The 14214-nt window shown below is 68.8% G+C and carries 13 protein-coding genes; 4 read left to right on the forward strand and 9 right to left on the reverse strand.

The window, feature by feature from the left end:
* Window positions 1-91: 91 nt before the first annotated feature.
* The 6 genes from ACOOHP_RS13980 to ACOOHP_RS14005 form a co-directional block, all read right to left on the reverse strand.
* Window positions 92-2410, reverse strand: a complete 2319-nt coding sequence (locus tag ACOOHP_RS13980; protein ID WP_420467098.1) for an efflux RND transporter permease subunit — start codon at window positions 2408-2410, stop codon at window positions 92-94.
* A 259-nt stretch (window positions 2411-2669) separates the two neighbouring features.
* The gene (locus tag ACOOHP_RS13985) at window positions 2670-3575 is read right to left on the reverse strand and encodes a sulfotransferase (protein ID WP_420467099.1); all 906 of its coding nucleotides are present in this window, start codon (window positions 3573-3575) and stop codon (window positions 2670-2672) included.
* 1 nt (window position 3576) lies between these two features.
* Window positions 3577-5025 (reverse strand): hypothetical protein, encoded by a 1449-nt coding sequence (locus tag ACOOHP_RS13990; protein WP_420467100.1) that lies wholly within the window; start codon window positions 5023-5025, stop codon window positions 3577-3579.
* 14 nt (window positions 5026-5039) lie between these two features.
* Window positions 5040-7391, reverse strand: coding sequence for an HlyD family secretion protein (locus ACOOHP_RS13995; RefSeq protein WP_420467101.1), 2352 nt, complete (start codon window positions 7389-7391; stop codon window positions 5040-5042).
* A gap of 12 nt (window positions 7392-7403) precedes the next feature.
* Window positions 7404-8780 carry a TolC family outer membrane protein gene (locus ACOOHP_RS14000; protein WP_420467102.1) on the reverse strand — a complete coding sequence of 459 codons (1377 nt, stop codon included), beginning with the start codon at window positions 8778-8780 and terminating at the stop codon, window positions 7404-7406.
* Window positions 8781-8894: 114 nt separating this feature from the next.
* On the reverse strand, window positions 8895-9185 hold the full coding sequence (locus ACOOHP_RS14005; RefSeq protein ID WP_420467103.1) for a hypothetical protein: 291 nt from the start codon (window positions 9183-9185) through the stop codon (window positions 8895-8897).
* Window positions 9186-9335: 150 nt separating this feature from the next.
* Between ACOOHP_RS14005 and ACOOHP_RS14010 the strand changes: the two genes are divergently transcribed.
* The 3 genes from ACOOHP_RS14010 to ACOOHP_RS14020 all read left to right on the forward strand — a co-directional run bounded on the left by ACOOHP_RS14010 (window position 9336) and on the right by ACOOHP_RS14020 (window position 11394).
* Window positions 9336-9815, forward strand: coding sequence for a low molecular weight protein-tyrosine-phosphatase (locus ACOOHP_RS14010; protein WP_420467104.1), 480 nt, complete (start codon window positions 9336-9338; stop codon window positions 9813-9815).
* A gap of 100 nt (window positions 9816-9915) precedes the next feature.
* Window positions 9916-10800, forward strand: coding sequence for a glutathione-dependent disulfide-bond oxidoreductase (gene yghU, locus ACOOHP_RS14015; protein ID WP_420467105.1), 885 nt, complete (start codon window positions 9916-9918; stop codon window positions 10798-10800).
* Window positions 10801-10812: 12 nt separating this feature from the next.
* Window positions 10813-11394, forward strand: coding sequence for a DUF2946 family protein (locus ACOOHP_RS14020; RefSeq protein WP_420467106.1), 582 nt, complete (start codon window positions 10813-10815; stop codon window positions 11392-11394).
* Between the two features lie 133 nt (window positions 11395-11527).
* Here ACOOHP_RS14020 and ACOOHP_RS14025 read toward each other — a convergent pair whose 3' ends face one another.
* Together ACOOHP_RS14025 and prpF are read right to left on the reverse strand one after the other, a co-directional pair.
* Entirely contained in the window at window positions 11528-11977 is a 450-nt protein-coding gene (locus ACOOHP_RS14025) for an SRPBCC family protein (RefSeq protein ID WP_420467107.1), read from the reverse strand.
* A gap of 118 nt (window positions 11978-12095) precedes the next feature.
* Window positions 12096-13289, reverse strand: coding sequence for a 2-methylaconitate cis-trans isomerase PrpF (prpF, locus tag ACOOHP_RS14030; protein WP_420467108.1), 1194 nt, complete (start codon window positions 13287-13289; stop codon window positions 12096-12098).
* 115 nt (window positions 13290-13404) lie between these two features.
* On the opposite strand from prpF, the gene ACOOHP_RS14035 reads away from it, so the two are divergent.
* The gene (locus ACOOHP_RS14035) at window positions 13405-13638 is read left to right on the forward strand and encodes an RND transporter (RefSeq protein ID WP_420467109.1); all 234 of its coding nucleotides are present in this window, start codon (window positions 13405-13407) and stop codon (window positions 13636-13638) included.
* A 64-nt stretch (window positions 13639-13702) separates the two neighbouring features.
* Here ACOOHP_RS14035 and ACOOHP_RS14040 read toward each other — a convergent pair whose 3' ends face one another.
* Window positions 13703-14110, reverse strand: coding sequence for a rhodanese-like domain-containing protein (locus ACOOHP_RS14040; RefSeq protein WP_420467110.1), 408 nt, complete (start codon window positions 14108-14110; stop codon window positions 13703-13705).
* Window positions 14111-14214 lie beyond the last annotated feature (104 nt).

Consider the following 14214-nt stretch of genomic DNA (forward strand, 5'->3'; position numbering starts at 1 on the left):
GGGCGGTAGGAACCGTGCGGGCGAGGAGCCTATTTGACGAGGCGCAGCGGGAAATCTGGCCGAAGGGGCGCGACCGCAGCCACGCGCGTTTCTACCGCCCAGGCTCCTGGGGCCGGTTGATCGGCACCCCCCGGCCGGACGCCAGGTCGGCCGGGCGTAGCAGGACCATCCACGGCATCAGGATCAGGCAGGCCGCCAGATACGCGCACAGCACCGCAGCAGCGGCGAGCAGCGCGAAATGAACCACCGCGGCATTGCTGCTGAACGCCACCACTTGCAGGCCGCCGGTCAGAACCAGAGCGTTGAAGGTCAGCGGCACCCCCACGCGATCGAACGCCGCCTCTGCCAGCGCCACCCCGGCGCGACCCTGCCGTCGCGCCGCGTCGATGGCGTGCAGAAGGTGCGAGGCACTGTCCGCCGCCAGGCCGGCGGCGAGCACGGCGACCACCGGGATCAGCGGGTCCAGCCGCAGGTGCGCGGCACCGACGATGCCGCCGGCGCACAGCAGCACACCGATCATCGGCACCAGCAGCAGCAGTCCCAGGCGGATCGAACGCAGACTCAGCGCCGCGCTCGACGCGGCCAACACCAGCACCGCGGCGGCTGCGAAGGCCGCATCCAGATAGGCGGAGTCCGGCGCCAACCCGGTGGTCGGGGTGGCCGCGCGCGGCTGGCCCGCCACTTCGGCAAGCACGCCGCTACCGGGCAGTCGCCGCTGCAGGGCCTGCTGCAGAAATGCGACCTGGGCCGGCACCTGCATCGGATCGTCGGTGCGCAGGACGCCGCGAATCACGGCGACTCTGCGATCGCGGCTCAACAGCGCCGCCTGCGTGCCCATCGGATTCGACGCCTCCAACAGGCTCTGCCAGCGCTCCGCCTCGTCCGCCGTGGCCGGCAGCGGCGCGGCATGCGGGTCCCTGGCCAGACGGGCTTCGCGCAGCGGATCGGCATATGACCGGCTGCCGACGAACCCGCCAGCACCGCTCATCCAGGCCTGCACCTCCGTCACCGCCGCCAGACGCTGCGGCTCGAGCAGGTTTCCGGTTGAAGTCTGCAGATAGATATCGATGCAGTGGGGCGCCCGGGACAAGCGCTCGTCGGTTGCCGCGGCGTGCAGCAAGGGCGCGGGGGCGATATCGCCGACCCGGGCTTCGAACAGCTGGCTGCTGCCCCACAGCCCCAGCACGAGGCCGGTTGCCGCCAGCAGCAGCAGGCTGCGCGGCAGCCGACCTGCAGCTTGACCGAACTCGCGCATCAGCTCTTCCGAGCCGGGTTCGCGTGCGGCGGTGGCCGCAGGCCAGGCGCGGGCCAGCGCCGCATAAGCCCAGGGCAGTCCCAGCACCGTCAGCAACCAGACCCACCCGATACCGGCGGCGGCAAACCCGCTCAACACCCGCACGGCCGGCGTCGTGCTGATGCTGGCCAGCGCCAGGAAACCACCGGCCGTGGCCAGGCTGGTCAGGCTCAGCGGGCGAATCGACTCGCTCAACGCGGTGTCGATCGCCGCAGGGGGCGGCAGCCCCTCCGCCTGCAAGCGCCCGGCGCGCACCAGCAGGTGAAGGGTGCCGGCAATGGCGGCGCAGGCAATCACCACCAGCAGCGCCGGCGTGACCACGGTGGCGGGCTGACCGCTCCAACCCATCAGGCCCAGCGTCCCCAGAACAGCGGCGCCCAGGGTCGCGGCGCCCAGCACCGCCACGGTCCAGTTGCGCAGCAACACCGCGACGAACGCCAGGCTGAGCAGCATTGCAGCCGGCAGCAGGATGCGGATGTCGTGATCGATCCGCCGGCTCAGTTCGCCGCTGAGCGCCCCTTGCCCCCCGATACGCACGGTGACGCCGGTCGGCGGCGGCCGATCCCGCAGAACCCGCTCGATCTGCCGCAACAGGCGCCCGGCATCGGCCGCGGCCGCCACCTCCACGAAGATTGTCGCGCTACGGGCGTCGGCCGACAGCAGCAGCCCGCGATAGGACGGTGCGGCCGCCAGACCGCGCTGCACGGCGGCGGCGCGGTCGGCATCGATGGCCGCCGGCAGCAGCGGATGGAAGCGCGGGGTACCGTCCTGGAACGAGGTCCAGGTGCGGGTGGACAGGCTCATGACCTGTTCGGGAGCCAGCCCCGGCAGCGTCTGCAGCAGCGCCGACACCGCCTGGATCTCGGCCAGCACCTCCGCGCGCAGGGCGTCGCCCGGCAGCAGGCCGTCGTAGATGATGGCAATGGATTCAGCCACGCCGAACCGGGCCTGCACCCGGTCGGCCAGTGCAGTCGCCGCCGGGTCCGACGGCGCCAGCGCGTCGACCCCAGCATCGCTGTGCAGGCGCCACACCCCGGCGGCGAGCACCACGATCAGCAGCGCCAGAACCGCGAGGGTCCATTGCGGTTGCCGGAGGTGCCCTGGCGCCTGGTCCACTTGTCCTCCCCGATGTCGGTTGTAGTGAGCCCCGCCGGGGCCGCGCGCCTGCGAACGCCGTGGCGGTGACGGCGCCGACCAGGATTCACCGGCCGCTCTGCGAACAGCGGACCCGAACTGCAGGCTAGTCCCCGGCGCGACGCGAAGTCCTCACGAACTTCTCACTTTTGCTCCACAGGTCGCCGCAACCGTGACGGCAGTCTCAAAAAGGACGGGGATGGCGCTTTCCTGGTGCGTGCGGCGGGTCAGGCCCGCCCGCTCAGGTCGGATAGCCCAGTTCAGCGGCGAGCCGGCGGGTCTCGTCTGCAAAGCCGAGCCCGTCACCGCGCCAGGGCAAGGGCTGGTCCAGGCGCGGTGCGTCAGCCAGCGCCCGGACCGCATCCGGCGGCGGCTCCAGGGCCTCGGTTTCCAGACCGTAAGGGGCGCTGCGCGGCCCGAAGCCGGCAAAGCACCAGCACTGCGGCTGGGCCATCGCTGCCATCGACTCACCGCCGGCATCCAGTTCCAGCCAGGTGCACAGGTCGAGCAGATGCGCGTTGGCATCGGCATCGAAGTCCTCGAAGCGCAGGCGGCGCCAATGCGTTGCGGGAGCCCGGAGCAACGCATCGATGTTGCGGTTGGCGCGCAGCCAGGGAATCTGCGGATCGAGCTGCGGCGGTCGCTGTGCGTAATCCTTGTAATCAGGTGGCACAAACAGTCTTTCTTCACAAGCGGCGGCCAGCAGACAGCCTTGCGTCCAGGGATGGCGCACCAGGTGCAGTAGCGCGGCCTGCGGGCAGGCGCGGATCAGACGCCGCAGGTCCATCGGCCGCATCGGCGAGCCGGCGTCCGGAATGACCAGCCGCCGAGGTGTGGCCAGCGCAACCAGCGCATCGAACAACTCGGCGGTGGTCTGGTCGGCACGGTCCTGCAGCCAGATCCGGGCGGCCTCGATGCTGCGGTCGCTCTGCTCGCGGAATTCCAGTTCGGCGACGGCGCGCAGCAGGCCGTCGAGCTGCGGGCCGCGATCCAGCGCCGCGATCTCCAGCAGTTCGCCCACGCGGTCGGCCATGAACAGGTTCAGCTCGGGCAGCGCGCACAACTCGGGATGCATGCCCAGTCTTGCCACCAGCCAGGTGGTGCCGCTGTAGGGTGCGGCCAGGACGAACAGGGGCGCAGCGCTCATGTCACCGGCCCGACCCGCTCTGTCCCAGCCACACCTCGCAGCCGCCGCGCGGATTGGGCACGTAATGCCAGTCGCCGCCGCGACGCGTGGCGACGCGCGGACCAAACGGGTTGGCGGTGCCCACGAACAAACCGTGCGGGGTGGAGGCGAAATTGCGCAGGCCCCAGTTGAACTTGTTGCCGAAACCGGAGCGCGTCACCGGTTCCCAGTGCACGCCGTCCTCGGTGCGCCACAGCTCGCAGCCGCCCAGCTCGCTGACCATGCGGTCCTCGCCCCAGCGCCGCACCATGGCCAGCACGTCTTCCGGCCACACGTGCATCGGCAGATAGGGCAGCAGATTGGCCCAGTTGAGGGTGCCGGCATAGAGGTGCCCCTGGTGCACGCACATGCGCCAGACGTAACCGTTGAACAGGCTGTCGAAGCCCGCCGACAGGCCCGACAGCGGGTACTTGAGTCCGTCCGGCGTCAGCCGCGAATCGCCCACGATCAGGTCCCAGGAGTCGTCGGGCCATACGCGCAGAATCTCCGCTGCCGCCGGGCCGATGTTGAAGGCGCGGTGAAAGCCGCCGTTGAGCACGCCGTAGCCGACGTAGAGCGCGCCCTTGAATTCGCACAAGGTGCCGGCGACCTCGTTCTCGACGCCGCGGAACGCGCCCTGGTGCAGCACGCGGGTCCAGGTGTAGGGCGGCGTGCCGCCGCGGGTCTTCCACAGTTCGCCGCCCTGGAAGGGATTGACCGTGCCGGCATACAGGTGACCGTCGTAGGTTTCCATTTCGAACACGGTGACGTTGCGCTTGTTGCCGAAGCCTTCCGGGTTCGTCGCCTGCCATTGGCCGTGCTCGAAGTCGGCCACCGCGTAGATCACCGCCTCGGACCCGATGTCCTGCTCGTAGCCCTTGGCCGTGCCCGACGCGGTCGGCGTGGTGTGCACGCGCCCGTCGAACGGCTGCAAGGTTCGACAGGCGCGTACCGCCGGACCCCACGGCGGTCGCTTGACCGGGGCGAAATGGCGGCCGTCCTGGCTGCGGATGATGTCGGGCGTGTGGGCGGTATGCGGCGACCACGACGAGATATACAGACAGGGCGCGGCGTCGCCGGCGGCCTGCACCACCGCCATGCCGCGCAGGCCGATGTAGCTGGGCACGTCGGTCGCACGGCCCTGCACCTTGCCCTTGACCGTGGGCGACTTGTACACGCGCAGCCAGCTTTCGGTTTCCGGCGTGTACTCCCACACCTCGGCACAGCGGTCGATGGCGTAGAGATCGTCGGGCGCGTCGATCGGCCAGGGCTTGAGGTTGGGCGCGGGCACCGCCATGCGCATCGCCGCCATGCTGGCGCGCGAGGTCCCGACGTAGATGCGTCCGCCGAACCAGGCCATGCTGTGGGCATAGTGGTTCCAGCCGTCGCCGAACCCCGACAGGCAGGTCAGGCGAAAGTCCGCCTCCTGCAAGGGCCGCGAGCTGCTTACGGGATCCAGGACCAGACCTCCACCAGCAGGAAGCGCGCGATGGCCTTGGTGAACACGATGCCGGCAAGCTGCCAGCCGGCATCGACCTTGGCATTGCCGGTCATGCCGGACTTCAGACGCCCTTCGGGGTCCGCCAGGCTCACCTGTACGCGCACGATCTTGCCGTAGCGGTCTTCCTCGGCGGCCGGCGCGATACGCGTCACCCGGCCCTCGAAGCTGGTGCCCGGATAAGCCCAGGGCTTGGCGGTGGCCGGCGCGTCGACCTCGATCTCGCCGATCGACGACTCCGGCATGCGGATTTCCGCCAGCACTTCGCCGGTGTCCTCGATGGTGGCCAGCAGCTCGCCGCGATTCAGAAACACGCCGCGCGCGAACTGCAGTCGCGCCGACACGATGCGCCCGGAGATGGGCGCCTCGATGGTGGTGTACTCCAGCTCCTGCCGCTGATACGCGAGATCCGCCTCCACCCGCTGCACTTCCGACTGCAGCGACACGATGCGCTCGTCCGGCGCCGGGCTGCTCACCAGTTCCAGTCCGCGCTCGGCCTCCAGCAACTGCTGGCGCGCGACCTCGGCAGCACCCTGGGCGCGGTCGTATTCCTGCGGCGTCACCGACTTGCCCTTGTAGGCCTGCGCGATGCGCCGCGCTTGCGAGTCGGCGATGGCCGATGCCGCGCGCGCCGTGGCCACCCGCTGGCGTGCAACCTCGATCTCCTCGTTGCGCGCGCCTTTCTTGAGCAGCGACAGCTCGGACTGCATGCGTGCCAGTTCGGCTTCCGAAGCCGCCACCTTGGCGCGCTGCGCGGCATCGTCGAGCTTGACGATGGCCTGGCCGGCCTGCACCACATCGCCTTCCTGCGCCAGCACCTCGCGCACGTCACCGGCGGTCAGCGCGGCGACGTCGGCGCGATCGCGCGGCAGCACCTGGAAGTCGCCACTGGGCGCGTACGGATATGGAATCAGGCACAGCAGCGCGACGATGCCCACGCCGATGAGCAGGGGCCGCGACGGCCGCCATCGCTTCGATGGCCAACCCAGGCTGCTGCGCGCCGTGCTCGAACGGATGTACTGCTTCTGCATGTATGCCCCCGAAACTGCCAACGCAAAAAGAAAGCCGGTACCGTTGAAACGCTCCACCACCCAGTCGCCAACGAACACCACCAGCAGGATCGCCAGCACCACCACGAACGCCAGCACCGCCAGCGCGTAGGCGATCAGCACAGGTCGCGACAGCGGCCGTGCCTGCGACAGCCACGGCCGCGTCACGCCGAACAAGGTGGTGATCGCCTGGTTGCGCAGGTCCAGATTGCGCAGCGCGTTGCACAACAGAAAGTAACCGTCGTACTGAGCCAGCGGGTTGAGCCGGAACAATCCGATCGCCAGCGACATCAGCGCCACCACCACCGCGTAGCGCGCCACGATGTGCTGGGTCTGATCGCTGACGAACCACACCAGCACCGCCAGGCAGAACAATGCGCCGATCCCCACCAGCCCGGCGCCGACCACGCGCAGACGGGTGGCACGGTCGCCGCGCTCGGCGGCGCCGGCGGTGTCCACGAACAGGCGCGGGATCCTCAAGGCGCCGAAGCCGAACACCAGACCCACTCGCGGGTGCTCCGGCGTGTATCGGGCGATGGCCGCGGCGCGTGCAACCGTGGAAAACAGGTTGATCAGATACGCCCCCAGCACCGTGCCGATCAGGATGCGAAAGCCGCCGTAGCCCTGGCGCAGGTGCTCGCGCCAGTCCAGATGATGTTCGACGGCCACGAACACCGTGCCCGCCACCAGCGCCAGAAACAGCCACAGCAGCACGCGATGCATCAGCGGCCACAGCAGCCACTGCCCAAGCGCCACGTACGGCGCTGGCGACAGCTCGTGCATCACCTGATTGGCCTGCCCGCGGCGGCCGGTGACCAGGCCGGTCAGTCCGCCGGTCAAGCCGGGGCCGTGCCGCGAAGCCGGCAGCATCGATGGCGGATGCGCCATGCCGGCATAGGCCGGCCGTCCGGGCTGCCCGGTCTCCCAGCCCAGCCAGCGCGATTCGTCGTCGCTCTGCACCGGCACCGGCAGCGGCTCGCGGCTGCCGGCACGCAGCAGCCCGGCCAGCGCCAGATCGTGGGCAAAACCCTCCAGCGACGCCGGCGTAAGGCTCATCCCCAGCTGCGCAGCCGCGGCCTGGCGCACGCCGTCCAGATCGCGCTCGCCGTCGAACAGCTGCGCCAGCGCGTAGTCCCGCTCACTCAACCGCGCGCCTTCGCCACCGCTGGCGGAGTCCACTTCCACGCCCCCCCGGCTCGGCAGCGGACGCATCGGGCCGGGATCGAACTTGCGGTAGCGCGAGACGAACATGCCGGGCGGCGATCAACGCTGCACCGCCGAAGGCGGTCGAAGCAGGCGGTCGAAGCGGTTGAGATCGGCGTTGGTGAGGTCGCCGGCAGCCTGTTTGAGGCGCAGCGAATCGAGCATGAAGGTGTAACGCGCGGCGGAATAGTCGCGCTCCGCCTCGTAGCGCGAGCGGATCACGCGCAGCACGTCCGCGGTGGTCAGGGTCCCGGCATCGAAGCCGCCAACAGTGGCGGCCTCGGCTTCGCGTGCGGCGTCCAGCGAGGCGCGCCGCGCCGGCACCAGCGCGATGCCGTTGGTGGCCTGCAGGTAGGCCAGGCGCGCATCGCGCTCGGCGGCTTGCTCGGCGGCTTCCAGCTCGGCGGCCGCCACCTCGCGATTGGCCAGGGCTTCGGCGATCTTGGCGTCGATCGAGCCGCCGGCGTACAGCGGCAATACCAGCTTGACGCCGACCCGGGTCTCGGTCTCTTCGCGATCGCCCGACAGTCCGCCGCCGTTGTCCAGGCGCGAGGCACTGGCAGCGGCGTCCACGCGCGGCCAGCGGGTCTTGCGCGCTTTCTCCAGTTCCAGTTCGGCGATCTGCAGCGACAGCCGCGCACCGAGCACGGTCAGATTCTGCTCGCGCGCACGCTGCAGCCACGGCGCCACCGTGGCCGGTTGCGGTCGCGCCAGCACCATGCCTTCGGGCAGCACCTTGAAGCTGCGATAGACCTTGCCGGCAATCGCGTCCAGCGCAGCGTAGGCGCCTTGCAGTGCGGCGGCTGCCTGCACCACGTTGGCGCCCGCCACGGCGTATTGCGCACGCGCGGCAGCCAGGTCCGCCTGCGTGGCCAGGCCCGCTGCGGTGCGCGTGCCGACCTGATCCAGCTGGGTCTGCAAGGCCTCCTGCTCGGCCTTGTAAAACGACTCCAGGTCCAGCGCGGCCAGCACGCCGAAATAAGCCTCGGCGACCTCGAGCATCAGCGTGCCTTCGTCCGCTTCGAGCTGGAACCGCGCCTGTGCCTTGCTCAGGGTGGCCTGGTCGCGGGTGATGACCAGTTCCGGCCGATACAGCGCCTGGGTGAGCTGTACGCCATACAGGGTGCGGTCGAAACTGTCGTCGTTGTCGACGTCGACCAGACCGAAGAAGCGCCCTTCGATCTCCTCGTCGACGTAGTCGTAACTGCCGAGCACGCCGACTTGCGGCAGCAACTGGCCTTCGGCCTGCAAATGCAACTGGTCGACCGCCTCGACCTTGGCCAGACGCGCACGGAACGAGGCGTTGTTGGCCAAGGCATCGGCGTAGATCTGGATCAGGTCGGCGGGCTTCTGTGCGGCGGCCGGCAACGCCAGGGTTAATCCCGTCAACACGGCCAAGGCCGCACCCCAGCGCGACCGCCAGCGCAATCCATTCATGAGTAAACAGCCTTGTGTTGTGATTCGCGCTGATCGCGCGGCGTCAGCGCCGCAAAGTGTATCGCCCCGCCGCAACCGCACGCGAACCGGCGGTAGCGCGAACACGCCCGCCGATCATCGGGATGCGAGTCGTCGGTCTGCCTTGGCGGATTCGCGGCCCGGGGAGCGCCGGGCGAACCGGTTGATCACCCGCACCACCAGCCCGCCGTCTCGCGGATTGTCGCCCTCCACCGCGGCGCGAGTCAGATCGTGCAGGTCGTGCGGCAAGTCCCGGGCGCATTGCGCGCCAGCGCCCACGACGGTGCAAAGCTGGCGGAGAACATACGGGCGCTTTGGAATGGCTAGCCTCGTCATGCCAAGCTGCACCGGATCGACGCCCAGGTCGGTCCGGCTGCTTTCGCGCACGACCTGGAGCAGATCGTGTGCCGACCCGGGCGCCGCAGCGGGACGCCGCCTACGCCGCCAGGTGAAGAACCGGCAGCATCGATTCCTTTCCTCATACCGTTGCCGATGCCCGCCATTTCGGGAACGACAGCCGAATCCACCGCCGACCTCATGAGAACACGACCCGCCGTACTGTTCGTCTGCCTGGGCAACATCTGCCGATCGCCGCTGGCGGAAGCCGCGTTCCGACGCGAAGCTCAACGCATCGGCCTGGAAGTGGAGGTCGACTCTGCCGGCACCGGCGACTGGCATATCGGCGCCGCGCCGGATGCTCGGGCGCAGGCCGTGGCAAAGCGCGCAGGCATCGACATCGGCGGCTACTGCGCACGTCAGGTCACCGCGGCGGACTTTGCGCGCTACACGCACATCGTGGCGATGGATCGCGACAACCTCGCCCGGCTGCGTACACTGCGCGACGACCACGCGACGGCGGAATTGAGCTTGCTGCTCGATCACGTCGACGGCCGCGCCGGAAGCTCGGTAGCAGACCCCTACTTTGGCGAGGCCTCGGGCTTCGATACCACCTGGGCCGACGTCTGCCTGGGCGCCGCCGGCCTGGCCTGCAAACTCGGCGCCCAGACCCCTGTATGAGCGCGGCTGTGCTGATCCTTGAGGGGCAAGTCCTAGCCTGACAGGCGCGACGCATTGGGGTTACAACCACCCATCCATCTATTCGCCCGGAAAACTGACGATGACCGACTCAAACGGCTACACCCCACCCAAGGTCTGGACCTGGGACCGGGACAGCGGCGGCAAATTCGCCAGCATCAACCGCCCGATCGCCGGGCCCACCCACGACAAGCCGCTGCCGGTCGGCAAGCACCCCTTCCAGTTGTATTCGCTGGCGACGCCCAACGGCGTCAAGGTCACCGTGATGCTCGAAGAGCTGCTGGCCGCCGGCCACGCCGGGGCGGAGTACGACGCATGGCTCATCAACATCACCGAGGGCGATCAGTTCTCCAGCGGGTTCGTCTCTGCCAATCCGAACTCCAAGATCCCGGCGCTGATGGATCACAGCACGCCGACCCCGACCCGGGTGTTCGAGTCCGGTGCCATCCTGCTCTATCTGGCCGAGAAGTTCGGCGGAGCCTTTCTGCCGCGCGATCACGCGCCGCGCACCGAGGCCCTCAACTGGCTGTTCTGGCAGATGGGCAGCGCGCCCTACCTGGGCGGCGGCTTCGGCCACTTCTACGCCTATGCGCCCAGCAAGATGGAATACCCGATCAACCGCTTCGCGATGGAGACCAAGCGCCAGCTCGACGTGCTCGACCGGCGTCTGGCCGACAACGCCTACCTGGCCGGCAGCGAATACTCGATTGCCGACATGGCGGTGTGGCCCTGGTACGGCGCGCTGGCGCGGGGCCTGATCTACGACGCCGGCGAATTCCTGCAAGTGCAGGACTATCGACACGTGCAGCGCTGGACCGACCAGATCAACCAACGCCCGGCAGCCCGGCGCGGGCGCATGGTCAACCGCACCTGGGGCGAGCCGTCCGAGCAGTTGCACGAACGTCATGACGCCAGCGATTTCGAACTGCGCACCCGGGACAAGCTGGAGGCCGGGAAACCGGCCTGAGCGGACTCGGGCATGGAGGCCTGGGTCCGGCGCGCGCTGGAGAAATGGCCGGACGTGCCGGCCCTGTTCGGCTGGCTGGGCCTGGATCGGCGCGGGCGCTGGCGCATCCGCGGCGAACTCATCAGCCGGCCGCAGATCATCGACACCCTCAACCCCAACTATGCCGCCGACGCACACGGTCGCTGGTTTTTCCAGAACGGCCCACAGCGCGGCTACGTGACCCTGGAGTCCGCGCCGCTGATCGTGCGCACCGACGGCGCTGACCGGCTGCTCACCCACACCGGCCAGGTGATCCAGCGCCCGCGCGCGGCCTACCTCGACCAGCACGGCGCGCTGTGGCTGGACAGCGAACACGGCCCGGCCGTGCTCGAAGGCGAAGACCTGCAATGGGCGCTGGCACGCCTTTACGCCGACGATGCGCCGATCGAAGAAGACGATCTTGCGGCCGCGCTGGCGCTGTCATCCGGCGCGGCCAGCGCACTGCGCCTGGCATTCGCGGACTGCACGCTACCGGTGGCGCGGCTGGATACCCAGGATGCACCCGGCCAGCTTGGCTTCGTTCGCGATCCGCAGCCCTTGCCAGGCGAGGCGTGACCGGCCTCACCCAACAGTAGGCGGCAGCGTCCGGGCTCGACCGGATACGGAACACAACGTCGACTCACCGGGAGGTGAGACAGGCGGAACGTCCGGTCGCCAAGAGAGTTTCCGATGGCCACCGTGATGCTGGCTATACGTCGTCCGGAATCTCCGGCTCCACCAACTGCCCCAGCAGCAGCAGCGACTCCTGCCAGCCGAGATGGCAGAACTCGACCGGAATCGCGTCCGGAATGCCTTCCTGCGTGATGTCGAGTTCGGTGCCGCAGAGCACGGTCCTGAAGCGGACGCTGACCTGCATCTCGCCGGCCAGGTTGGGGTCGTCGAAGCGGTCGGTGTGGCGGATCAGTTCGCCGGGCTCGAGTTCGGTAAAGCGGACACTGAAGCTGTGGCTGCCACCGGTGCCCAGGTTGGTGAAGGACATGCGATAGCCGCCGCCGACCCTGGCGTCCATCTCGTGGATGGTGCCGATGAATCCGTGCGGGGGCAGCCATTTGCAGAGGGCGGCGGGCTCGACGAACGCGCGGTAGACGCGCGCCGCCGGCGCCTTGAAAACGCGGTGAAGTTTTACGGTGCCTGGCATGGTCCGGTACTCCGTGGTGGACTCGACGATGGCCCCGGCGCACTGCCGGGTCTTGTCTGTCCGTCGAATGAGCCGGCCCGAAATCGACATCCGCGCCGGTACTGCTCACGCCATCGACTCAGAACGCGTCGCCCGGCACGTGCACGAAGCCGCTCATCAGCACGCGCGCCGAGCGCGACATGACCGCCTTCTTCACCACCCACTGGCCCCCTTCCTGCGCCGCCGCAGCGCCGACACGCAGAGTGCCGGATGGGTGGCCGAAACGAACCGCCTCGCGCGCACCGCCGCCGGCGGCCAGATTCACCAGCGTGCCCGGCACGGCCGCCGCAGTGGCGATGGCCACCGCCGCCGTGCCCATCATCGCGTGATGCAGCTTGCCCATGGACAGCGCGCGCACGTTGAGATCGATCTCTTCGGCCCTGATCTGCTTGCCGCTGGACGACACGTAATCGGCCGGCGGCGCGACGAACGCGACCTTCGGCGTGTGCTGACGACCGGCGGCCTCGCCGGGGTCCTTGATCAGGCCCATCCTGAGTGCCGCGTGGGCGCGGATGGTCTCGAACTTCGCCAGCGCTTCGGGCCTGGAGTTGATCGCCTCGCGCAGCTCGGTGCCGGTGTAGCCGATCTCCGCAGCGTTGACGAACACGGTCGGGATGCCGGCATTGATCAGGGTCGCCTTGAGCGTGCCGATGCCCGGCACTTCGAGGTCGTCGACCAGATTGCCGGTGGGAAACATCGATCCGCCGTCGTCGCCATCGCCCTCGTCCGCCGGATCGAGGAACTCGATCACCACTTCGGCCGCCGGGAACGTCACGCCGTCGAGCTCGAAGTCACCGGTTTCCTGCACCGCGCCGTCGGTGATGGGGACATGGGCAATGATGGTCTTGTTGATCTGGGTCTGCCAGATGCGCACCACGCACACACCGTTGTCCGGCACGCGAGCCGGATCGACCAGGCCATTGCTGATCGCGAACGAACCCACGGCCGCGGTGAGATTGCCGCAATTGCCCGACCAGTCGACGAAGGCCTTGTCGATGGCCACCTGGCCGAAGCGGTAGTCCACATCGTGATCCGGCTGGGTGCTCCTGGACAGGATGACGATCTTGGACGTCGAGGAGGTCGCACCGCCCATGCCGTCGATCTGCGCACCATAGGGATCGGGCGAGCCGATCACCCGCAGCAGCAGCCGGTCGCGCGCCTCGCCCGGTGCCTGGCAGCGCTCGGGCAGGTCGGTGAGCTTGAAGAACACACCTTTGCTGGTGCCGCCGCGCAAGTAGGTGGCGGGAATCCTGACTTGTGGCGCGTGCGGCATGATGAAATTCGTCCGTGGAAGATGAGCAATTTTACGCTTTTGCAGCCCGCGGCCGCGTCGGTGAACGCGCTGTTCTCCGACGTGACGACACCCGTGCGGGTGCAAAATACCGGCCATGGACCGCAAGACCCGATACGCCATCTGTCTCATCGGCAGCCTGACCCTGGGCCTGGCCCCCTTCAGCCCGATGCCGCACCTGTTCGAAAAGATCGGCATGCTGTTCGCCGGCACCCTGCACCGGCCGATCGACCTGTTCGATCTCGCGCTTCACGGGTTGTTCCCGCTGCTGTTGCTGATCGAACTTTCGCGCCACGCCCTGTCCGGGCGGCGAAGGCCAGCCGACGGCTGACCCGCTTCGTCCGGGGTGTCGGGCTCTCCAACGGCGTGCTCCCTGCTCGCCGGGCTCCGGTGGATCAACCCTTGGACCCGGGTTGATAGGGGACGATCTCGCCGCCGCCCTGCTTCCACGCGCCGAAGCCGCCGGCGATGTGGCAGACCTTGGGCAAGCCCATCTCCTGCAGGGTCGCGGTGGACAGCGCCGAGCGCAGCCCGCCAGCGCAGAACAGCACGAAGCTGCGGTCCTCGCCAAACAGCGGCTTGTAGTAGGGCGATTCGGGATCGACCCAGAATTCGAGCATGCCGCGCGGCGCATGAAAGGCGCCGGGAATCACGCCGTCGCGCTCCAGCTCGCGCGGATCGCGGATGTCGATGAACTGCACCTCGGACTTGCCCAGCAGCGCCTTGGCCTCGTCCACCGACAACGTCCGGATTTTCGCATTCGCGGCTGCGACCAGTTGTTTGACGCCTACTTTCAGTGCCATGTTTTCCTCCTCATGCGGCGGGCGGCGTGAGCCGCATCGATCCGCGGTGATAGCACCCGAGCTCGTACTCCGATTCCGGCACCCTCATCAGCCAGAGCCCGGGG

It is taken from the genome of Panacagrimonas sp., from assembly GCF_965216805.1.
GTDB lineage: Bacteria > Pseudomonadota > Gammaproteobacteria > Nevskiales > Nevskiaceae > Panacagrimonas.

Coding starts and splice junctions, on each gene's coding strand:
- ACOOHP_RS13995 (WP_420467101.1), bottom strand. CDS start 7,391: ATGTTCGTCTCGCGCTACCGCAAGTTCGATCCCGGCCCGATGCGTCCG.
- yghU (WP_420467105.1), top strand. CDS start 9,916: ATGACCGACTCAAACGGCTACACCCCACCCAAGGTCTGGACCTGGGAC.
- ACOOHP_RS14020 (WP_420467106.1), top strand. CDS start 10,813: ATGGAGGCCTGGGTCCGGCGCGCGCTGGAGAAATGGCCGGACGTGCCG.
- prpF (WP_420467108.1), bottom strand. CDS start 13,289: ATGCCGCACGCGCCACAAGTCAGGATTCCCGCCACCTACTTGCGCGGC.
- ACOOHP_RS14040 (WP_420467110.1), bottom strand. CDS start 14,110: ATGGCACTGAAAGTAGGCGTCAAACAACTGGTCGCAGCCGCGAATGCG.
- ACOOHP_RS14010 (WP_420467104.1), top strand. CDS start 9,336: ATGAGAACACGACCCGCCGTACTGTTCGTCTGCCTGGGCAACATCTGC.
- ACOOHP_RS14025 (WP_420467107.1), bottom strand. CDS start 11,977: ATGCCAGGCACCGTAAAACTTCACCGCGTTTTCAAGGCGCCGGCGGCG.
- ACOOHP_RS14035 (WP_420467109.1), top strand. CDS start 13,405: ATGGACCGCAAGACCCGATACGCCATCTGTCTCATCGGCAGCCTGACC.
- ACOOHP_RS13985 (WP_420467099.1), bottom strand. CDS start 3,575: ATGAGCGCTGCGCCCCTGTTCGTCCTGGCCGCACCCTACAGCGGCACC.
- ACOOHP_RS14000 (WP_420467102.1), bottom strand. CDS start 8,780: ATGAATGGATTGCGCTGGCGGTCGCGCTGGGGTGCGGCCTTGGCCGTG.